This window comes from Mesorhizobium argentiipisi (SeqCode) (assembly GCF_037179585.1).
Lineage (GTDB): Bacteria > Pseudomonadota > Alphaproteobacteria > Rhizobiales > Rhizobiaceae > Mesorhizobium > Mesorhizobium argentiipisi.
The window spans coordinates 20,375-41,528 of the sequence record NZ_JAPYKO010000029.1 but is presented as its reverse complement, the minus strand read 5'-3'; the positions used below and the strand labels follow the sequence as shown (position 1 = coordinate 41,528).

Sequence of the window (21,154 nt, the reverse complement as noted above, 5' to 3'; positions counted from 1 at the left end):
CCGGGATTTTCAGGGGAGAGCATCTTATGAAGAAAACTTACGAGAAGCCTGTTTTGGTCCGCAAGGGCAAGCTTTCGGCGGTGGTGGCCAGTCCGTCGGTCATCGTCAATGGCAGCACCACCTAATGATGTAATTTCAGCGCCGTAGCAGGAATGCTAACGGTGAAGAGCTTGCCCGGGCGTTTGCTTGACGGCAGACGTGCGTATGAGATCGTGCGGCGGAAGCTTCGGGAGAGCTTGGATGAAGAGAACCTATGTGATGCCGACCCTGGTCAAGAAGGACAGACTTTCGGCAATCACCGCGAACGGCGCAGCTTCCGTCGTCTTCTGAGCAAGGCTTCAGCCGACGCATTGGTCTCGTTTGGGATATCCCAAGAAGGCCGCGCTTTGGCCAGCGCAAATCAAAGCGCAAGAACCAGATCATCCAGCACCATCTGCCAATGATGCTTCGTTGACAGGCGCACACGTGTCACCGCCTGCAGCATGGGGGCGTATTGAACGGGCGCCAGCGCCGACAACACGATCTCGTCGCGCGCGACCGCCTCGTCCCCCAACCAGCTTTCCACCAGCGCGGTCTCTCCTTCCGAGGCCAGCCAGGCCACGGTCAGCATCACCGAGTGGAAGCCGAAGGGTGCGTCGCGGCCGAACTCGGCCGGATGGCCGCTGCTGGTATAGGCGATGTAGGCGCCGGACACGTTGCCGTTGACATAGCCCTCGCTGTTGGGGGTGTGGTCGCGCGCCATGGCGTTGAGATTGCGCCAGTCTAGCCCGGCGTGGCCGGAGGGCACTTTGCACAGGCCGCGCGGGGTTATGTCGTCGAAGCCGATGGCCTTGAGCGCCGCGCCGGGCGAGAGCGCGCCGGACACCAAAAGGCCGAGATCGACCGGATAGCACGACAGCTTCAGTCGCCGATCGAGCCCAGAGCCCGCAATGACGATTTCATCGGCGTCGACGCCGAGCGGGAAGCGGAAGGCGGCGTCGGCAGGCAGCGCCCGGTTCTCGAGCAACTGACCTTTGCCCATGATCGACAGCGTGACGCCCGTCGCGACCGGCGTCCTGCCGTTCAACGTCCGCCCCGGCGCTAGGCCGACCGGCTTCGGCAACGCCTCGCCGACGAGGCCGACCATGGCGCCCGGCGCATCCCGCAGGCGGACCGTCTGGTCCTGGTTGGCGCTGCTGGCGCGCCAGCCCGGCGGCACCGAGACCGAGAAACGATAGACACCGGGCCGCTGGATCGCCGCGCTGCGGCGCTTCGACGACATCGGGAAATTCGCGAAACCGGCAGCGTTGCTGCGCGCCGAAGCAAGGAAAGTGCCACGTTCGTCGTAGAGCCGCACCACGATGCCCGCCATCGGCCGGTCGGCTTGACCATAGGTGCCGTCGCCGTCGACATCCATGTAGACGAAGGACGAGAAGTTGAGCTTGCCGGATGTCGGCGCCCACGCGGCGCGCGGCGCATAGTCGCCCGCCGGATTGGGGTTGCCGCGCGCCCTGCGGCGCTTGCGGCGCCAGCTCAGTGCGATCGCGATGAGGGCGATCGCACCGGCAAAGACGAGGGCGGAGATGAGGGCGACGAGGGCGGTGTCAGCCATGGCGGCCAGGCGATGGCTGCAGACCGGTGTTCAAGACCATCAGGTCACTCCCCTCTGATTCTTGGCAGACTAGAGCATGATGCCGAAAAGTGTGAAGCGGTTTTCGGACGACATCATGCTCTATCTCTTTGATATAGAGACGGATTCAGATTTCAGGTCGATTCGACCTGAAATCATCCGGCTCTAGCGTTGGGCGCTGATGCTGCAAGATGCGTCCGCAGGAAATTCGTCTTGAATAGTAATCCCGGCGGGACGGCGCGGACCTTCCTTTCTTGCCGGAGAAGGTCAGGTCGCCAATTCCACCCAGACCGGCGCGTGATCGCTGGGGTTTTCTCCTCCCCGCACCTCGCGGTCGATGCCCGCCGCTTTCAGTTTTCGAGCGAGCTTCTTCGACAACAGGATGTGGTCGAGCCGCAAGCCGGCGTCGCGCGGCCAGCGGTTCCGGCGATAGTCCCAGAAAGTGTAGAGCCGCTGCTCCTTGGGAAAAACCTTGCGCAACGCGTCCGTCCAGCCCTGGTCGATCAGCGCGGCGAAGGCGGCGCGGCTTTCAGGCTGCACCAGCGCGTTGTCGTCATAGGAGCGGGTCTCATAGATATCGCGCGGCTCGGGCACGATGTTGAAATCGCCGGCGAGCGCCACCGGCAGGCCGGTGTCGAGGAGCTCGCCCGCATGCGCCGCGAAGCGCTCATGCCAGGCGAGCTTGTAGGCGAATTTCGGGCCGGGCTGCGGATTGCCGTTGGGGGCATAGAGGCAAGCGATGACGACGCCGTCGACCGCCGCCTCGATGTAGCGGGCCTGGCGGTCGGCATCGTCGCCGGGCAGCGCATCGCGCGTCAGCACAGGCTCGGCGCCGCGCGCGAGAATCGCGACGCCATTCCAGGCCGGCTCGCCCTTCCACACCGCGCCATAGCCGGCGTTGGCGAGCCGGGTCAGCGGGAATTGGGTGTCGCGGGATTTCAGCTCCTGCAGGCAGACGACATCGGGCTTTGCCTTGACGAGCCAGGCGAGCAGGTTTTCCAGCCGGCTGTTGATGTTGTTGATGTTGAAGGTGGCGAGTTTCATCAAGTCTGTCGATATTTAGGTGATGCCGGTCTGCAAATGGCGGCTTCCTGCGCTTCCGGTGCTCACGTACTTCAAGTACGCTCCGCTCCGGTTCTCGGAAACCACCATTTTCGACTCGGCCTGACCTGAATCTCGGCAGACTTGGCGGCGTAGTCAGTCCGCCATCCGGATTTTGATCGTCTCCGCCATCGTCTTTAGATGATCGCCCGTCGAAAAGCCCGAGATCGCCTTGCGTGGCTTCAGATCGTGGTCGCCGTCCTCCAGCCAGATCACCTCGATGGCAGGGGAAAGGCCGTAGGTCGCAACTTCCTCCTTGGTGCCGAACTCGTCGCGCGTGCCCTGGAAGATCAGCGTCGGCGTCTTCAGATCGGCGAGATGCTTTGTCCGCAACTGCTCCGGCTTGCCCGGCGGGTGGAAGGGATAGCCGAGACAGACCAGCCCGTCGATCTCGCCCTTGGCGGACATCTCGTCGGCGACCATGGAGGCGACGCGGCCGCCCATCGATTTGCCGCCGATTATCAGTCTGCCGGTCACGCCCTTGGCGCGCAGATCGGCGATTGCCTTGACGTATTCCGGGTTCACCGTCTCGGCGCGCGGCGGCGGCTTGCGATGGCCGTAGCGGCGCGCCGCCATATAGTGGAACTCGAAGCGTGCGACCTGAAAGCCGGCGGCAGCGAGTGCCTTGGCGGTGGCGGCCATCGAGGCGGAATCCATCGGCGCGCCGGCGCCGTGCGCGAGCAGGATGGTGACGGGGGCGGAGTCATCGCCGTCGAAGAGAAAACTGGTCATGGACAGCTCTCGCTTGCGAGGCCGAGTTCCGTCACACCCCCCTCTGCTCTGCCGGGCATCTCCCCCGCAAGGGGGGAGATCAGCCGTCGCGTCGGCTTTCGCCAACCGCCAACATGGGAGGATAGGTGCGGCGCCTGAACTGCCAATCTCCCCCCTTGCGGGGGAGATGGCCGGCAGGCCAGAGGGGGGTGTTCAAGCGCGAACATCTCGCTCACCTGCCGTATGCAGATCCACGAACTGTATCCCCTTCTGCGCAGTCCGCGCCCATTCGGATACTGCATCCAGCTCGAGATAGCGCACCCACAGCCGGCGAGCTTCGACGAGATTGCCGCCGTCAAACTCCAGCCGCGCCAGGTTGAACACCGGGTCGGCATAGGTCTTGTCGAGCGCGATCGCCTTTTGCAGATGCCGCCTTGCCGAAGCGACCTTGCCTTCGTCGCTCATCAGCCCGGCGAGGTTGAACCAGGCCTCGACGAAGCCGGGGTCGAGCTTTATCGCGCGGGCATAGTCATGCGCGGCTTCGGCAACCCGGCTGGCGCCGCGCAAGCAATTGGCGCGGTTGAAGGCGGCAATCGCGTCCTTGGGATCGATCGCCAGGCAACGCTGGTAGAGCGCGGCCGCATCGTCGTGGCGCCCCTCCTCTTCCGCCATCTCGGCCTCGGCGAAGAGTTCTTCCAGCGTGTCGTCCTCGGGTGAACCGAGGTCGAACAAAAGCTGGCCGTCGAGCTCGCTCCTGCCTTCGTCGAGATAGATCGCATCCGGGCGGCCATGCTGCGAGCCGAGATTGAGCGACTTGGCGGTAAGCGAGGCGACCGGGCCGGAACGATGCACCGAGCGCGCGATGGCGCCCCAGGTGGCGCCGCTGGCGATCAGCCCGGCATATTTGCGCGCGAGGATCAGGTCGCGGAAGGAATAGGGTTCGCCGTCATGCTCGAAGGCATCGAACAGCGACAGCATGTCGAGTTCGTCGCCGGCGAGTCGCGACTGGTCGATCAGAGACTGCCTGGAGAGCGACGAGGCGTCTGGCCCCTTCATCAGCCCAAGCAGACGCAGGAAACCGCTCTCGCTGATCAGCGCGCGGCCGGCTTCGCGTTCGACCTTCACGCGGCGCTCGATCTCGGCATCGCCGGATTTCGCCGCCTTGGCGAGAAGCGTGCGACCGAACACGACGTGAGTGGTGCGGCGGGTGACGCCGCGCCTCAGCTCCGCATGGCGGCGCTCGACCTCGCGGGCAGCGAGGCGCAGTGGAAAGGCGGCCAGCGCGCCGATGACGCCGAAGACGGCGCCGGGAACGATCAGTGGCCCTGCATTTCCCGTCACTTCTTGCTCTTGCCGACAGCCTTCAACAGGTTCGCCTTCAGCGGATTCTCAGCCGCGCCGCCGGCGGCTGCCTTCTTGGCGGGCTTGGCCGGCGCTTCCTCGGCCTTGCTCTTCGACTTGGCCGGCGGCTTCGCCTGCTGCGACAGGCTCGCCTTCAGCGCATCCATGAGGTTGATGACATTGCCGCGCTCGGGCGCGGCCGCGATGATCGGCTTGTGACCCTTCAGCTTCTCGCGGATCATCGCCATCAGAGCCACCTCGTAGCGATCCTCGTAGTTCTTCGGATCGAAGTGCGTTTCCTTCTGCTTGATCAGCGCCAGCGCAAGCTCCAGCATCTCCGGATCCGGCTTGCCGGCCGGGATGTTGCCAAAATATTCAGCGGTGCCGCGCACTTCGTTGGGATTCCTCAAGGTGCAGACGAACATGCCGTTCTCGCGCGCGCCGATCGTCACCACGCGCTCGCGGCTGGAGAGCACTAGGCGGGCGATCGCGAGCTTGCCGGACTTGCGCATCGCTTCCCTCAGCACCGCGAAGGTTTCCTCCGCCATGGCGCCGTCGGGCGCGAGGTAATAGGGCGAGTCCTGATAGATGACGTCGACCTCGTTCTCGTCGACGAAGGCCTCGATGTTCATCGTGTGGTTGGATTCGATCCGGACTGCGTCGAGATCGGCGTCATCGATGATGATGTACTGCTTGTCCTCATATTCGTAGCCGCGCACCAGGTCCGAGCGCTCGACAAGGCCGAGCTCGGGATCGACCGGCTTCATGTTGATGCGATTGTGCGTCTTCTTGTGCAGCTGATTGAACGAGATGCGCTCGCTCGCGCTGGTGGCCGGGTAAAGCCGGACCGGACAGCTGACGAGGCTGAGCTTGAGATAACCTTTCCAACTTGCCCTGGGCGCCATGATGAACTCCTACGCGGCCATGCACTGACACTATGTTGGAGCATGGTCTTGTCCAAAAACCGGTTCCCACTTTTTTGGAACCATGCTCTTTGCAGCGCTTCGTCCGGAGGACGATCAGCGCCGTGGAAATCCTACACCGACCCCTGATGATAGTGCCGAATTCCTAGCGAAATGTTTTTCGGGGCGGTTGGCGCGGAGAATAATTCAAATTGTAGGAAGCGTCGATGGAGACGGCGTCGCCCTTTTCCTCGCCGAGAGGTGGCTCGGCGAAGCCGAGACGGAGAGGGGGAGTGGCGCGGAGCTGAATATCTTTTGGCGCCTCGACCACCTACGTTAGCGCTGCCCCCTCTCCGGCCGCTACGCGGCCACCTCTCCCTCACTTTGTGGGGGCGAGGAACTAGCGCTCAAACACCGGCAGATCTCTCGCCGCCTCGTCGATCTCCGCCCAGGGATCGCCCGACGTCTCCAGCAGCCCCGGCAGCGAGGCGTAATTCAGGTCCTCCGGCGCGTCGATGGTCTCCAGGTCGGTCCAGATCACCGGCGTCGAGGCCGGCAGATTGGTGCGGGCGCGCAGCGAATAGGGCGCGGCTGAAGTGTGGCCGCGCGCGTTGCGGTGGAAGTCGATGAAGATGCGCTTCTTGCGGTTTTCCTTGCCCATCGTCGTGGTGAAGGTATCGGGCGCGCTTGCCGCCAGCAAAGTCGAAATCGCGCTCGAGGCCTGATGCAGTTTCTTCCAGTTCTGCTTTCGGGTCACCGGCACGGTGATGTGGATGCCTTTGCCACCCGAGGTTTTGGCGAATGGCACCAGTCCCAGGCTCTCCAGCCCGCCCTTTATGTGGACGGCGGCCTCCACCACCTCGCGCCAGGAAATCCCCTCGCCCGGGTCGAGGTCGAAGACGATCTGGTCGGGCTTGTCGAGTTTTGTGCGGTGCGTGCCCCAGGTGTGGAACTCGACGACGCCGAATTGCGCCAGCGCCAGATAGCCCTTGGCGTCCTCGACCGAGAGATAGGTTTTCGTCTCGCCCTCCGAATTGGTGCTCTCGAACACCGCCACCGAAGGCGGCATACCGGTGAAGGCGTGGCGTTGGAAGAAGCAGTCCTGCGGCTTGCCGGTCGGGCAGCGCACCAGCGACACCGGCCGGCCGATGATATGCGGCAGCATGAAATCGCCGACCAGCGCGTAATAGACGGCGATGTCGAGTTTTGTGGGACCGGTCTTGCCGAACAGCCGCCGCTCCGGATTGGTAACCCAGATGGTGGCGAGATCGGATTCGGCGATCAGCCGCTTACGCTTGACCGGCACCGGCGTGGTCAGCCCGCCGACATCGCGCAACCCGCGAAAGACGCCGTGCCGGATCGCATTGTCGCCGGTGCGGTTCGAATAATGGATGCGGGCCGACAGCAGCGGCTTCACCCAGTGCATCTCGCGCATGATCTCGCGCGGCACGCCTTCAGGCGGGCTGGCGCCAGCGGTCAACCGCTCCAGTCGGGCCAGTAGGTCAGTCGCCATGTTGCGGTCGAAGCCGGTGCCAACCTTGCCGCGATAGTGCAATTCGCCATCAACGAACTCGGCCATGCCGAGCGCCGCCAGCCCTTCCGCCCGGTCGGAAACGGTGTAGCCGGCGATGACGAAATCATCCGTCTTTTGCGCCTTCACCTTGGTCCAGCTCTTGGTTCGACCGCTCTGGTAGATGGCGTCCGCGCGTTTGGAGACGACGCCTTCAAGTCCCAGTTCCGTCGCCTGTTCATAGAGCCCGCGCCCGTCACCTTCGACATGGTCGCTATACTGGATGGCGGCGTTGGCGGCCTGGCCGGCGAGCAGTTCGGCGAGCAGGCCTTTGCGCTTCTGCAGCGGCACCTTGCGCAAATCCCAGCCGTCGAGATGGAGCAGGTCGAAAGCGTAGAAATGCAGCTTTGAGCCGGCACCTTCGGCCAGCGCATCCTGCAGCAGCGCGAAGCGCGAGATGCCCTTGTCGTCGAGCACCATGATCTCGCCGTCGATGATCGCTTGGGCGACCGGCAGTCGCAAAAAAGCCTGCGGAAGATCACCATAGCGCTTGGTCCAGTCGATGCCGCCGCGGGTGATCAGCCGCACCTCGCCATCCACGACATGCGCCATGGTGCGGTAGCCGTCGAACTTGATCTCATGCAGCCAGAGTTGGTCGGTGCGCTCCGCGGGATCGTCACTGCCTGGCGGCTTCGACACCTGCGTCGCGAGTTGCGGCTCGATGCGGCTCGGCGGCTCATCCTTGACGGCGCCGGGCAGCGCACCGGGCTTCAACGAGCCACGCTTTGGCGGCAGGCGTTCCGTCTTCTTCGGCGGCGCCGCCAGTTCTTCGATGCGGCGACCGGACTTCACGCTCTCCGGCCGGGCCTCGAGGATGTCGAGCGTGGTGTCGGAAGCGAGGTCGCGCTCCTTGAACAAGAGCCAGTTCTTCTTGCTCTCATCCTCGCCAGGCTTCGGCTTCAGCCGGGTCAGCATCCAGCCGCCATTGAGTTTTTGCCCGGCCAGCCGGAACTTGAAGGCGCCGGTCCTGAGGCTTTTTTCGACATCCTCCATCGGCGCCCAGGTGCCGGTGTCCCAGACGATCATCGGCCCGCCGCCATATTCGCCCTCGGGGATGACGCCCTCGAAATCGATATATTCGATCGGATGGTCCTCGGTCTCGACGGCGAGACGCTTGTCGGCGGGGTTGAGCGAGGGCCCGCGCGGGACGGCCCAGCTTTTGAGCACGCCGCCGATTTCGAGGCGCAGATCATAGTGGTCGGCGGTGGCGTGGTGCTTGTGCACGACGAAGCGGTTGGAACCGTCGGCGGAAAGGCTGCCGGCCGGTTCGGGGGTGCGGGAAAATTCGCGCTTGGCGCGGTAGGATTTGAGGTTGGCGGGCATGGATCAGGCGGGGGTAGTGCCAAGCGCAGGCTGCCAGCGCCGTGTTCCGGCCTGTCCCGCCAGCATTTCGGATTTTGCTACATCGCGGCGAAGCAAGGGATTTGGATCAATCGTCAATCGCCGGCGTCAGTTCCAGCTCCGCCGGCGTGAGCCCTTGCCTGAGCTGGCTCAGCCGGAACTCGTCGACCCAGTAGGCCTCGCCGTCGACCAGCACGCGGGCGCTGTAGGAGCCGCCGGAAAAGCGCTGCGCGGTGACATAGACCTTATGGCGCTCGAGCGCGGTCTTCACCGCGGCGCGGCGGGACTTTTCTCTGGCGACGGGACTGGCCATGGTCTCACTCGAACACGCTGCCGCCAAAGATGCGGCTGCCCGTAAGCATGGCGGAGAGCGGAATGTGAGTCAATTTGTCAGGCCCGCTTTACCCCTTCACCGCGCCCGCAGCCGCCGCCAGCGCTGCATGAATTCCTGCGCAACCTTGAACAGGCGCGGGTTGTCGCGCACGAAGGCGACGCCGCGGCCGCGGTATTTGATGGCATCGCTCGCGGCCACGCCTTTCAGCGTGATGCCATAGCAAAGCTCGGACAGAACCGACTTCACCGCCCCCATATGTTCCTTGTAGCTCTGGTTGCCGACCGACAGGTCGAAATAGTCGAAGCCGGCGCCCCGTCCCCATTTGATCAGCTCGCCCATGATGCAAAGCCCGGGCGAAACGTTGGGCAGCGCACCCTGGTCGATTGCGATCAGCAGCGCGTGCAAGGTGCCCAGATGGGCCGACAGGTACTGGACCGCGACTATCACGTCGCCGGCGCGCAGGCCGAAGATTCGCACCGAACCGTCGGTCAGGCCGCGATGCGCGGCCTTGCGGTAGAAATCGATGACCGGCGGCTGCGCCAGCAGATCGAAGCGGCCGAGCTCGCGAAAGCGGCTGAGCCGCATGTCGACCAGCTTGCCGAAGATGGAGTCGACAAGGGCCGGCGTGTCGGCTTCTACCAGCGCCAGGCCGCCATTGCGATCGAGCCGGCGCAGATCCTTGTTGAGCGCCTTGACGAAGGACGGGCGGCAGATGCGCTTGACGACGGTTTCGGCGTCGCCATCCATGGCGATGCCGTAATGCGAGTGGATGGAGTCGCGCGCCGCCGAAAGCAGCGCTAAGGGATTGGCGACGCCGCCGACCTCTTTCGGGATGCCGACGATGTGGATGCGGTCGGCCGGCGGCAGCACGGAAAGCACCGCCGCCCATGCGGCCTCGGCGGATTGCCTGGTCCAGGGCGTCGCGTCGGTGAGCAAGGGGGCGGAATAGTCGCACACTCCGCAGCTCAACCATTCGATCACCCAATGGTGGAATGCGCGGCGCCGCATCAGCGGTACAAGCATCCTCGGCTCGCCCGTGCCTGCATCCCTCACTTCGACGATCGCAAGGTCGGCTTTTTGCGGCAGGAGCCCTTCGACAATCCCCTCGGCCCAGGCGAAGTGCTGGTGGCCGGTGCACACGCCCGTCGCCTCGAGACGCAGCCAGAGCGGCTTGGCCGTTTCGAGGCTGGTGTGCAGCTCAGCCACGTATGCGGTGCTGGCGGCGGCGGCAGCGTGCGGCGCAGTCTCGCCGTCAACCAAGCCCGTCGTCATTGCGGCCATCGGCATTGCCTGGCTTGCCACATCATTCTCCTATCGTCGCTGCACGGCGAGCGTCGCCGCGCGGCGCCAGGCGCCGACCATCGTGGGGCGCTGCTTGCTCGGATGGTTGAGGTTCCACATTCGGTTGGCCGCGAAATACCATGAGGCCACGAGCACAAAGGTCTCGGACACCGCGGCGCCGGCCAGTGACCATGTCGGCGGCGCGACGGCCAACAGGATGCCGATCGTCGCGAGCCCGACAATCGCGCCGGCCATGGTGATGAAGGCGACGATGCGGAAATCGCCGACGATCTCGAGGACCACGCGCGGCATGATATAGGCCATGATCGGCACGAAGTTGGCGATGGCGAAAATTCCGATCAGGCCGACCGAGGCATGCTGTAGGGCCTGGGACTTGATCATCGGCAAGATGAACAGGATGCCGCAGCCATAGGCCAGACTGCCGACACCCATGACGAGCGCCCAGATCTTGGCCTGCGCCCATACGCGATCGAACTCTTTGTTGCGCACCAGCTTTGCCAGTTCCGGCTGCGCCATGTTCGAGAAGGCAAGGCTGGAAATGCGTAGCGGCGCAAACAGCACCAGCACCGCCGCCAACGGCGCGTAAGCGGCGGGCCCGGCGATGCCCGCGACCAGCAGCGCCAGGGATTGCCCCTGGATGTTGGTGGTGGTGGCGCTGAACCCTGACCAGCAGAGCTGCGGCCATAGCTTTGCATAGCGCTGCCAAGTCGGCGCGCGGAAGGAGATGCGCAGCCTGCGGCGCGCCAGTCTCACCAGCACGGCAATGCCGACGATATTGGCCGCGGCAAGCGCGTAGAAGGTGGCCTGAAGCGCATCCGTGAAAAACCAGATCGCCGCCCCCGCGAGGACTATGCCCGCGATCGTGAACACGGCGTCGCTGATGGAGACGACGAGCTGCATGCGGCGTGCGAAGAATGCCGTGCGCATATGGCTGCGCAGCGACCAGGCGCAGACGAAGCAGGCGGCGCCGATGCCGTTTGGGTCGCCCAGGACGCGCATCAGCAATCCCGTGCCCAGCCCCATCAGCAGCGCCACCACCAGCGCAGCCGATCCGAAGGTCACGTCATGGGCGTCGACGCCGGCGCTGTTGGTGCTCTTGCTCATCCATATGCTGGCGGGTACGGCGGTGAGCGAGCGGATGTAGGATAAGCCGACGCCGCCCATCACCATGGCCAGGGCGAAGAGGCCGTAGCCTTCTGCCGACAGAAGATGCAGCAGCGCGATGTTGAGGGCAAAATGGAAGCCGCTCTGCATCGCCTCGCCGCCGATCATCAGCATGAGGCGCCGCACCAGATGGGCCGGGAAGGTGAACTTCACGGGCTCGTCTCCGCCTCGCGGGCAATGTGCGCCCGCCCCTGTCGCGGCGTTGCCGGCTTCAGCTTGTCGGCCACGATCGCCGCGATCGCGGCGGCGGCGATATGTTCGCTGAACACCGCGTCGTAGCGTGCCCGGCCGGCGGCGGCGAAGCCGCGCCAGAGGTCCGGCCGCAGGATGATCTCTGCGAGCTTGCCGGCAAGGGCGGCGGCATTGCCGGGCGGCACATGCCAGCCGGTCTCGCCGTCCACCACCACTTCCACCAGCCCGCCGATCGCCGACACCAGCGGCGGTCGTCCCCAGCCCATTGCCTCGATGGCGACGCGACCAAGCGATTCCGGGCGGCGCGACGGCACCGCCACGATATCTGCCCAGCGATAGTGGTCGGCGGGATCGGCGACGAATGGCAGCACCTCGACATGCCCGGTCAGACCCATGCGCCCGACCAGTTCGGCCAATGCCTTCTCGCGCTCGACGCTTTCGAAGGCGCCGCCCACCAGCCGGACCTCTACACGGTCGCGCAACGCAGCGGGAAGCGAGGCGACCGCTTCGAGCAGCACCTCCTGCCCCTTGATGCGATTGACGCGGCCAAGCAGCAGGACCTTGAGCGGCCGGTTGCCGTCATAAGTCATCGGCAGGGCGGCCGGCGGCCCGGCGACGCCGTTATAGACGACATGCGTGCGCCGTCCCTTGGCATCGGTGACCGGCGGGTCGCCGAAGGTGGCGCGCGTGGCGCGTGAATTGAAGATCAGGTCGGCCTTGCTCCAGCGCATCAAGGCGACGAGCACCTTGCGCAGGATGCCCTCGGGAATCTCGTGGATGTGCAGCAGAGCCTTGCGCGGCAAAAGCCGCGCGGCCAGCGCGTAATCGGCGATGATCGAAGTGTTGATATAGGTCAGGTCGCTGCCCCGCATGCGCCGCCAGGCGCGCCACAGCGCCGCCGGCAGCCGCGCCATCTCGACGGTGGCGAGCCTGAGCATCGCCTGGCGCCTGAGCACCCAGAGCGGTTCGAACACGATACGGCTGGCATGCGGCTTGAGGATATCGACGATCGGCCCGTCGCGCGGCAGCACGACCTCGATCTCGGCGGCCGGAAACGCGGCGCGCAGCGCAGCTACGCTCTCCGCGAAGCTGCGGTCCGAACCGTAGAGCTCATAGCCCTGATGAACGCAGGCAATGCGCATCACTATCTTTCCACCTTGCACCCCAAGTCCGCTCAGCACCGGACCCTTCAAGCGCGGAAGAAACTTCATGCCAAATCCGCACGCCGCTACCCAGCGGTGGCCACTGCAGGCCCGGGAGCAAGGATTATGCCGGGTTCCTGAACGCCCTGCTGCGACCCCGGAACCCCGGCCGTGCCCCGTATCGGTACAGATACGCCGCGAAAGTTGACCGATAATGAAGCAAGCCATGCTTTCTGAAGAGAAATTTTACACCTTCATGCGAGTATTCGTCCTGGGGGTACCCTGGCACGCAAGTTGCTGGGCGTGTCATTGACGTAACAACAACCATGACCGAACCCCGGGGATTCCTTCATTTTGAAACCGGAACGACCTTCCAAGCTGATCGAAAAGCCTTCGATCCTGATCCTAGGGACACGCGGCATTCCGGCTTCTCACGGCGGCTTCGAGACTTTCGCCGAGCGGCTGGCCCTTTTCCTGGCCGGACGCGGCTGGAAGGTCGGTGTCTATTGCCAAAAAGAGGTCGAGCGCGTCGGCCAAAGGGTGACGAGCGAGACCTGGCGCGGCATCGAGCTCATCACCATCGAGGTCGCCTCCAAGGGTCCGCGCGCGACGCTGGAATTCGACTGGCAATGCGTGCTCGACGCGGCCAAGCGGCCGGGCGTGTGCCTGGTGCTCGGCTATAATGGCGCGGTTTTCCTGACCTGGCTCAGGCTCATGCGGCGCAAGATCATCACCAACATGGATGGCATCGAGTGGAGGCGGCCGAAATGGGGACCGGCGGCGCGCAGCTGGTTCTGGCTCAACGAATGGATTGGCGCCTGGCTCTCGCACCGGCTTGTGGCCGACCACCCGGCGATCGCCGATCACCTGGCGACAAGGCGGCCGCGCAGCGCTATCGCCACCATTGCCTATGGCGCGGACCCGGTCACTTCGGCTCCGGAGGAACCCATTCGCGCGCTTGGGCTCGAGCCCAGCAAATATCTGGTCTCGATCGCGCGGATCGAACCCGACAACAATATCCTGCCGATCATCGAAGCCTTCCGCCGCCGCGACCGTGGCGAGATGAAGCTGGTCGTGCTGGGTACGCTCAACGACGAGATCCCCTATCACCGCGCGGTGCGCGAAGCGGCAGGTTCGGTGGTGATGATGCCGGGCGCGATCTACGACCAGGTGACGGTGAAGGCGCTGCGCTACCATGCGCGCGCCTATATGCACGGCCACACCGTGGGCGGCACCAACCCCTCGCTGGTCGAGGCGCTTGCCGCCGGCAACATGGTGATTGCGCATGACAATCGCTACAATCGCTGGGTCGCCGGCGATGCGGCAATATATTTCAACGACACGGACAGCCTGAGCCAACGGATCGACGAGGCGCTGGCCGACGACGCGCTGGTGGCGCGCTGCAGCAAGGCGGCGCGGGCACGCGCCCGCGAGGCTTTCCGCTGGGAAGACGTTCTCACCGCCTATGAGAAGGAAGCGCTGCGGCAGCTCGGTGTTGCCACCGCCGTACCGGCGAAAGCCGACCGCGCCAAGCACGCATGACCGGCTGGTCGCGCCGCCGGATCCTCGGCGCGGCGCTGGTCGCGGCAACAGCACCACTGGCGACTGCGATTCCGCCACTCTCATCTTCCGCGCGAGCCGCCGGCGCATGGCCTTTCAGGCGCGGCGTCAACACCTGGCCGTGGTTTGCCTTGACGCGGGAATTTCCCGCGCCCCGCACCGACTATGACTGGCCGCCCTTCCAGCCACAGCGGCCGGTGCCGGCGCCGGCCGACCTTGCCCGGCTGCGCGCCAGCGGGCTCGATTTCATCCGCCTGCCTGTCGATCCGGGCCCGTTCCTGGCCGCCGATGCGGGCCAGCGCGCCGAGCTGCTGGGCATGCTGAGCGCGGCGGTCAAGGCAGCGCTCGCGGCCGATCTCGCCGTCATCGTCAACGTGCAGGCCAACGGCGCCACGCATTACTGGAATCCCGACCGCATGTATTCCAGCACTGCCGCGCCGGAATTCGCACGCTACCAGGTCTTTGTCGGCGAAGTGGCCGGCATGCTGACGGATATGGCGCCGGCCAAAGTCGCGCTGGAGCCGGTCAACGAGCCGCCGCAGGACTGTGCCTCCGAGGCATGGTCCAAGGTACAGGCGGCGTTGCTGACCGCCACGCGCGGCTCGGCGAAAGACCTGCCGCTGCTCGTCACCGGTGGCTGCGGCTCGATGGTGCGGGGCTTGACGGCGCTCGATCCGGCGCCGCTGGCGGATTTCGAGCCGATCCTGTTCACCTTCCATTTCTATGAGCCCTATCTCTTCAGCCACCAGGGCGCGCCATGGATGCGCGAGCCGGTGTACCGCGCACTGAACGACGTGCCGTGGCCGGCCTCCGCAGGAACGCTGGAAAGGACCCTGGCGTCGGTCAGGGCAAGGATGGCGCAGGATTCCGAGAGGTCCGACGAGGCCAAGAAAGCCGCCTACGAAGAGACTGAAAAGGTGCTCAAAGTCTATTTCGACGCCCAGCCCGACCGCCGCTTCATCGATGGCTATCTCAAGCAGGTGAGCGACTGGGCGGAAGCCCATGACATCGTGCGCGAGCGCATCATCATGGGCGAGTTCGGCGCGTTGCGCACCGATGACCGCTACACCGCCGCGCCCAATCCCGACCGCGCCCGCTACATCGCCGACGTCCGGCAAAGCGCCGAGGCCTTCGGCTTTGCCTGGGCGTTCTGGGACCTGTTCGACGGCATGGGGATGATGGACGACACCACGCGCGCACTCGACCCCGCGGTGGTCGAAGCGCTCGGGTTGAGGATGCCACGCGCTTGATTTGTTGAATCACCAAACCGCGCCAAAGGTTTGGTTTCGCTCACAGGTACGGCGTGCCGGCCATCGCGGCCTTCAGGCCCGCCGCCCCCTTGTCGACGAGCGCGAGGAAAACATCGTTAGCTTTCTCCTGGCTGCGGGTCTGGCGGAACGCGCGATGCGCCTCGAGGAAGGCAACAGTCCAGGTCGCCAACAGCAGGTTTGCCGCGAGATGCGCGTCGGGATCGGCGGCGTCGCGGCCGACGCTTTCAGCCAGCGCCGCCGCCGCCATGTCGGCCAGTTCGTCGCGGATCGCCCGCGCCCTAGCCTTCAAGGTTTCGCTGCCGGCGACCGTCGGCACCAGGCGCTCGCTTCTGGCGGAAAATTCGACCACCGGGCTGCGTTCGGCGACCAGCCGGTGCGCAAGCAGGTGCAATGCCTCCAGTGGTGCGACACCGGCCTCACGCTGGCGCACGGCCTCGCGCAGCATCTCGCGCCCCTCCTCGTCGCGGTCGAAGAACATGTCCTCCTTGCGGGGGAAGTGGTTGAAGACCGTCATGCGCCCGACGTCGGCGGCCGCGGCGATCTCGTCCACGGTCACATGATCGAAGCCGCGTTCCATGAACAGGCGCGTGGCGGCATCGGAGATAGCCTTGCTGGTAGCGAGGCGTTTTCGGGAACGGCGGTCGGACGGTTCTGGCATGGCTTTCGGTAGCATGATTTTTGTACTCAGTACATATTTGTATTGACTCTGCCTCGCCGTCCTCCGATATGTGTACTCAGTACATATTAAAACTCGGTACACAGAAGGTTTGACGCCCTGGCGCGAGGTGCCCTCCCGCCGGCCGGCGAAGAAGCCTTTGCTCCCGGAGCTTACCCCATGAACAAACCCCGCATCGTCATCTTTGCCGCCATTTGCCTCGACGCCGTCGGCATCGGCCTCGTCTTTCCCATCCTGCCGCGCCTTCTCGAGGAGGTGACCCACAGCCCCGATATCGTCGCCTATATCGGCATCATGACCGCGCTCTACGCGGCCATGCAGTTCCTCTTCGCGCCGGTGCTCGGCGCCTTGAGCGACAATCTGGGCAGGCGGCCGGTCCTGCTGATTTCGCTGGCGGGCGCCGCGATCAATTACCTCATCATGGCCTTTGCGCCGCAGCTCTGGATGCTGCTCATCGGCCGCGCCGTCGCGGGTCTCACGAGCGCCAACATTTCCGTAGCGAGCGCCTACATCACCGACATCACGCCAGAGGAGAAACGCGCCGGCCGCTTCGGCCTGTTCAGCGCCATGTTCGGCATCGGCTTCACCATTGGCCCGGTGCTGGGCGGCGTGCTCGGCGACCACTGGATCCGGCTGCCATTCATCGCCGCCGCCGTACTCAACGCCGCGAACCTGTTGCTGGCCGTCTTCATCCTGCCGGAGTCGCGGATGCCCACCCGGCAGAGGATCGACCTTGCCGCGCTCAACCCGCTGAAGCCGCTGCGCTGGGTGTTTTCGATGAAAGGGCTCCTGCCCATCGTCCTGGTTTATTTCATCCTCTCCGGCGCCGGCGAGGCCTACGGCACCTGCTGGGCGCTTTGGGGTTTCGACACGTTCGGGTGGAACGGCCTCTGGATCGGGCTTTCGCTCGGCGCGTTCGGCCTTTGCCAGACGCTGGCGCAGGCCTTCCTGCCCGGTCCGGCCGCCCGGCTGCTCGGCGAGCGCAAGGCCTTCGTCGCCGGCATCGGCTTTGCCTGCATCGCCCTCGCCACAATGGCCTTCGCCGACCAAGACTGGATGGTGTTCGCCATCATGCCGGTCTTCGCACTCTCCGGCATCGGCACGCCGGCCTTCCAGGCGCTAGCGACAAGGCAGGTCGATGCTGAACGCCAGGGCCAGTTGCAGGGCGTGCTGGCTTCGGCCGTCAGCCTCGCCTCCATAGTCGCCCCGCTCGCCTTCTCGACTTTCTACTTCGCCACGCGAAGAGAATGGCCCGGCGCCATCTGGCTTTCGGTGATCGCGATCAATCTGGTCGCCGTGCCGCTGGTGTTGCTTGGGACAAGGAGAATTGAGCCGGTTGGTCGGCCCGTGAATGCATAATGCGAGCGGCCGCGTTCCTTCGCGCCCCCTCTGTCCGGCAGGACAGAGGGGGGCGCCGTAGAGTGCCTACGCCTGCGTCCTTTGACGCGCAACAGGCCTCGCCGGCCGATAAAGCGCCAGCACGATGACCACGAATTTGGTCATCAGCGTCGTCTTGGAGGCGATGCTTTCGGAGGTGTTGATCAGGATGAGCCAGCCCAGCATCGGCAGCCAGATGCCGGGATGGCAGCGGCGCGCGATCTCGTGCATGAACAACGCGAAGCCGAAGAAGATCAGGAGCGTGAAGAAGGCCCCTTGGTAGAGCGTCAGGCGCAGGACCGGGTTTTCGATACCCTGCTCCAGACCGCTGATGCGGCGCATGCTGTCAAGCAGGTCGACATCGGGCCCGACGATCAGGTCGCGCAGTTCCAGATGGCTGAAGAGATCGAACATCTCGACGCGGGCATTGGCGCTGCCGCTGTCGGAGACGAAACGTTCGAGCAGCGCGTCGAAGAAGCCGTAATAGCCGGCAAGCGCGATGGCCAGCGGCAGCAGCGCGGCGAGCATGATCACCAGCGCGGCGCCCAAGAGGTTGACGCGCCCGGTCCTGAGCTGCGCCAGGCCCTGGATCAGCAGATAGACGCCGCCGAGCAAGATCGTCAGCACCATGCCCGAGCGGCCGCCGAAGGCAACCAGCGCGCAGAACTGCAGGCCGACAAGCGTCAGCCTGAGCGGCGTCGACAGGGAACGCGAGCCGGACAGCAGCGACAGCACATAGATAGAGGTGACCGTGGCATTGGAGAGCGGGTGTCCCTGCAGCGCCGTCGAGCGCAGGTCGTTGACGAACACCGCGCCGTCGAACCTGTAGGGGAACACCAGATGCTTGGTGCCGAACTCGAACAGCGCCAGCAGCGCATTCGTGGTCATGACGACATGGATGACGAGCTGCAGCCAGGCAAAGGTCTTCTCGTCATCCTCGCTGAGCAGCAGCACGAGCAGCGCCGGGGCGACGAACGTGTCGATCATGCCGGCCATGCCGGGACGCTGCCTGAGGATGACGACGAAGAGAAGCACCGTCGAGATCACCGCCATCAGCATCGTTGCCGGCCGCTTGTTGGTGACATGGACCACATAGCCGACCGGATTGCCGAAGGTGCAGGATCGCCAGACGAAGATGAGCACGAAAAGATAGGTGGACGGGTGGATCTTGCTCAGCGGGCTGCCTTGCAGGCCGTCGTAATTATAGCCGGCCAGCCACAGCATGCCGCCGGAGACGGAAAACAGAAGCAGCACCGCCAAGGTGATGCCGATCCGGGTCAGCGCGTCGACGGTACGCCGGCCGGCCATGCCGTAACCCGAAGCGGGGACAGACCGGGCAGGACCAACCGGGATCGAGGCCATGTCAGGCCGCCTCGTCGACCAGCACGGCGCCAGTCGGCAGCCGCCCCATGACCGAGACAGCTTCGGAGGTCGAGGCGACGTCGCGCATCGGCGTTGCGTTCAGCCTGGCCACGAGCAGTATCTCGTCGGCCATGGCGACCAGCGGCAGGACGTTGAGGTCGTCGGCCAGCGCGCCGCCGTCGACGACGACGAGCTCGAAACTGTGATTGGCCTCGGCCAGCATGCGATGGGCGAAATAGAGCGCCTGGGCTTCCTGGAACACCGCCGTCGGCCGGCCCCGGCCGACAAGCGCCACCGAACTGCCGGGCGCATAACGGCTGACCGCCTCGAGCGGATATTCGCCGCGCAGCACGTCGAGCACGCCGGGTTGAGGGTCCTTCTGGCCCTTGCCGGCATTGATGTCGATGAACAGCACGCGACGGCCCCTGGCCGCCGCGGCGTTGGCGAGCTGCCAGGCAACCCTCGACCGCTGCGCCTTGTCATCGGCCGGTGACGCTACCAGGATCGAGGGCACCAGCGGCCAGTCGTGCGGGCGCCTGGTGGCGGCGGCGATGCGCTGCAGCGCAAGGCCCGCCACGGCGTCGGTCTTCTGGGCGGCCGCGCCGGAGCGGCGGCGTCCCCTGCCCGGCAGTACGCCAAGCACCGGCGCTTCGATGGCCGACTGCATCTGGTTGGCGGAAAGCACGGTCGGCGAAAGATATTCGGCGATAAGCGCCATGCCGATGCCCAGCGCCAGCCCGCCGAAGATAGCGCCGAAGACAAGCAACCCCTTCGGCGGCCAGCTCTTCTTCAGCGCCGGCATGGCCTGCGAGATGATGCGGGCGTTGGTGCTGTTGACGTTGGTCTGCTCGCGCGTTTCCTGGGCGCGCTGCAGGTAATTGGCATAGACGGTGCGCACTGCATCGAGATCGCGCTGCAGCTCGCGCAGCTTGACCGACGCCTGGTCGGTGTCGAGCGACTTGCCCTTCAGCGACGCCATCTTGGCCTCCAGTTCCTTCTGGTTGGCCAGGGCGCGTTCATAATCCGTCTCGGCGGCGGCGACGAGGCGGCCGAGCTCACGGGAAATCAGCTTGCGCAGGTCGCTCAATTGCTGCTGCGCCGAGATCATCGAAGGGTGGCGCGGCCCGAGCGCGGTGCCGAACTGCGATATCTGATCGACGAGCGTCGCCTCCTGCGCCCTGAGGCTGGCAATGACCGGCGAACGCATCGCCTCGGAGGTCGCGTCCGGCGCGCTGCCCTGCCGGCGCAGCTGGTCGACCTGGGCCTTGAGCTGCGCCGTTCGGGTCTGAGCGGCGGTCAGCTGCGTGTTGAGGTCGGTCAGCTCCTGGTCGCTCACCAGGTTGCCGGCGGCCATCACCATGTTGTGCTCGGCCTTGTAGGTCTCGACGGCGTTGGCAGCCTGCTCGACGCGCTTGCGCTGGTCTTCCAGCCGGGCGCTGATCGCATCGGAGGCGTCGGCGGCGGCTTTCGAACGCGCCGCCGCCTGATCGTCGAGATAGGCCTGAGCGATGGCGTTGGCGAGCTTCGCCGCGAGGTCGGCGCTCTTGGCGGTGACGATGATGTTGAGGACCAGCACCTTATCGTCGCGCTTCACGGCAAGGCGGCGGCGCAGCGCGTCGAGCGTCTCAGCCGTCCTGTCGCCGTCGTCGGAGCCGAAGACCATGCCCAGCCAGCGGTCGAGCACGCCCTGTCCGTTGAATTCCGGGTTGTGGGTCAGATCGGTCGCCGCGATGGCGCGCAGAAGGACGCCGTTCGATTGCGCCACGCTCACTTGGCTTTCGACCTGGGTGATGCCGCCATCCGGCGAAATGCGGCTCGGATTGACGTCGTTGGTGACGACCTGGAGATCCTGCGGATCGATGATGATCTGTGCCGTCGAGGAGTAGAGCGCCGGCGTCAGCATCGTATAGACAAGCGTCACCGCGGTGAGCAGCGCGACGGTGAGAAGGATCAGGAAACGGCGGCGCAACAGGATGCGGCCGAGATCGCCAAGCTCGACGGTGGCTTGCGCGGGCGCGGGCGCGTAATAGGCCGGCGCCGGCGCAATCGCCTCCGGAGCGTTCTGCTGAGGCACCATGAGCAGGGGTGGTTGCAAAGGTCGCTCCGACAACGCTCCATCGGCCGGCAAAGATGACAATGCGGCGTTGGCCTAGCTATTCCCGGCAACGATTAAAACACTGTTAATTATGTTCTTAAATT

At 65.1% G+C, this 21,154-nt stretch carries 18 protein-coding genes; 5 read left to right on the top strand and 13 right to left on the bottom strand.

Features of this window, described 5'->3' with window-relative positions; translation table 11 throughout:
* The first annotated feature begins 26 nt into the window (after positions 1 to 26).
* A complete protein-coding gene (locus O7A05_RS28195; protein ID WP_337096355.1) occupies positions 27 to 125 on the top strand; it encodes a putative RiPP precursor in 99 nt (32 codons plus the stop codon).
* A gap of 115 nt (positions 126 to 240) precedes the next feature.
* Positions 241 to 330, top strand: a complete 90-nt coding sequence (locus O7A05_RS28190; protein WP_337096353.1) for a putative RiPP precursor — start codon at positions 241 to 243, stop codon at positions 328 to 330.
* Positions 331 to 400: 70 nt separating this feature from the next.
* Here the strand turns inward: O7A05_RS28190 and O7A05_RS28185 are convergent, their stop codons facing one another.
* The 10 genes from O7A05_RS28185 to O7A05_RS28140 all read right to left on the bottom strand — a co-directional run bounded on the left by O7A05_RS28185 (position 401) and on the right by O7A05_RS28140 (position 12,709).
* Entirely contained in the window at positions 401 to 1,591 is a 1,191-nt protein-coding gene (locus O7A05_RS28185; RefSeq protein WP_337096351.1) for a hypothetical protein, read from the bottom strand.
* A 285-nt stretch (positions 1,592 to 1,876) separates the two neighbouring features.
* Complete coding sequence (gene xth, locus O7A05_RS28180; RefSeq protein WP_337096349.1) at positions 1,877 to 2,653, bottom strand: exodeoxyribonuclease III; 777 nt, start codon at positions 2,651 to 2,653, stop codon at positions 1,877 to 1,879.
* Positions 2,654 to 2,806: 153 nt separating this feature from the next.
* Positions 2,807 to 3,442: an alpha/beta hydrolase family protein gene (locus O7A05_RS28175; RefSeq protein ID WP_337096348.1), complete on the bottom strand. Its 636-nt coding sequence runs from the start codon at positions 3,440 to 3,442 to the stop codon at positions 2,807 to 2,809.
* Between the two features lie 192 nt (positions 3,443 to 3,634).
* Complete coding sequence (locus O7A05_RS28170) at positions 3,635 to 4,741, bottom strand: tetratricopeptide repeat protein (protein ID WP_415927070.1); 1,107 nt, start codon at positions 4,739 to 4,741, stop codon at positions 3,635 to 3,637.
* Between the two features lie 17 nt (positions 4,742 to 4,758).
* Positions 4,759 to 5,667, bottom strand: coding sequence for a non-homologous end joining protein Ku (ku, locus tag O7A05_RS28165; protein WP_337096346.1), 909 nt, complete (start codon positions 5,665 to 5,667; stop codon positions 4,759 to 4,761).
* Positions 5,668 to 6,064: 397 nt separating this feature from the next.
* Positions 6,065 to 8,557, bottom strand: coding sequence for a DNA ligase D (gene ligD, locus O7A05_RS28160; protein ID WP_337096345.1), 2,493 nt, complete (start codon positions 8,555 to 8,557; stop codon positions 6,065 to 6,067).
* 106 nt (positions 8,558 to 8,663) lie between these two features.
* Positions 8,664 to 8,888, bottom strand: a complete 225-nt coding sequence (locus O7A05_RS28155) for a hypothetical protein (RefSeq protein WP_095820755.1) — start codon at positions 8,886 to 8,888, stop codon at positions 8,664 to 8,666.
* 96 nt (positions 8,889 to 8,984) lie between these two features.
* Positions 8,985 to 10,211: a GNAT family N-acetyltransferase gene (locus O7A05_RS28150; protein ID WP_337096343.1), complete on the bottom strand. Its 1,227-nt coding sequence runs from the start codon at positions 10,209 to 10,211 to the stop codon at positions 8,985 to 8,987.
* A 9-nt stretch (positions 10,212 to 10,220) separates the two neighbouring features.
* Complete coding sequence (locus O7A05_RS28145; RefSeq protein WP_337096341.1) at positions 10,221 to 11,528, bottom strand: polysaccharide biosynthesis protein; 1,308 nt, start codon at positions 11,526 to 11,528, stop codon at positions 10,221 to 10,223.
* Entirely contained in the window at positions 11,525 to 12,709 is a 1,185-nt protein-coding gene (locus O7A05_RS28140) for a glycosyltransferase family 4 protein (RefSeq protein ID WP_415927069.1), read from the bottom strand. Before O7A05_RS28140 ends, O7A05_RS28145 begins: the two co-directional genes overlap by 4 nt.
* 354 nt (positions 12,710 to 13,063) lie before the next feature.
* Here O7A05_RS28140 and O7A05_RS28135 point away from each other — a divergent pair, with 354 nt between their 5' ends.
* On the top strand, positions 13,064 to 14,251 hold the full coding sequence (locus O7A05_RS28135; protein ID WP_337096338.1) for a DUF1972 domain-containing protein: 1,188 nt from the start codon (positions 13,064 to 13,066) through the stop codon (positions 14,249 to 14,251).
* Positions 14,248 to 15,519 (top strand): glycoside hydrolase family 5 protein, encoded by a 1,272-nt coding sequence (locus tag O7A05_RS28130; protein ID WP_337096337.1) that lies wholly within the window; start codon positions 14,248 to 14,250, stop codon positions 15,517 to 15,519. The genes O7A05_RS28135 and O7A05_RS28130 overlap by 4 nt, the downstream gene beginning before the upstream one ends.
* A gap of 40 nt (positions 15,520 to 15,559) precedes the next feature.
* Here O7A05_RS28130 and O7A05_RS28125 read toward each other — a convergent pair whose 3' ends face one another.
* Positions 15,560 to 16,198 (bottom strand): TetR/AcrR family transcriptional regulator, encoded by a 639-nt coding sequence (locus O7A05_RS28125; RefSeq protein WP_337096390.1) that lies wholly within the window; start codon positions 16,196 to 16,198, stop codon positions 15,560 to 15,562.
* 177 nt (positions 16,199 to 16,375) lie between these two features.
* Between O7A05_RS28125 and O7A05_RS28120 the strand changes: the two genes are divergently transcribed.
* Positions 16,376 to 17,575 carry a TCR/Tet family MFS transporter gene (locus O7A05_RS28120; RefSeq protein WP_337096336.1) on the top strand — a complete coding sequence of 400 codons (1,200 nt, stop codon included), beginning with the start codon at positions 16,376 to 16,378 and terminating at the stop codon, positions 17,573 to 17,575.
* Between the two features lie 66 nt (positions 17,576 to 17,641).
* Here the strand turns inward: O7A05_RS28120 and O7A05_RS28115 are convergent, their stop codons facing one another.
* The gene (locus O7A05_RS28115) at positions 17,642 to 18,955 is read right to left on the bottom strand and encodes a VpsF family polysaccharide biosynthesis protein (protein ID WP_337096334.1); all 1,314 of its coding nucleotides are present in this window, start codon (positions 18,953 to 18,955) and stop codon (positions 17,642 to 17,644) included.
* Between the two features lies 1 nt (position 18,956).
* Positions 18,957 to 21,050: a GumC family protein gene (locus tag O7A05_RS28110; protein ID WP_337096333.1), complete on the bottom strand. Its 2,094-nt coding sequence runs from the start codon at positions 21,048 to 21,050 to the stop codon at positions 18,957 to 18,959.
* Positions 21,051 to 21,154: the final 104 nt, after the last annotated feature.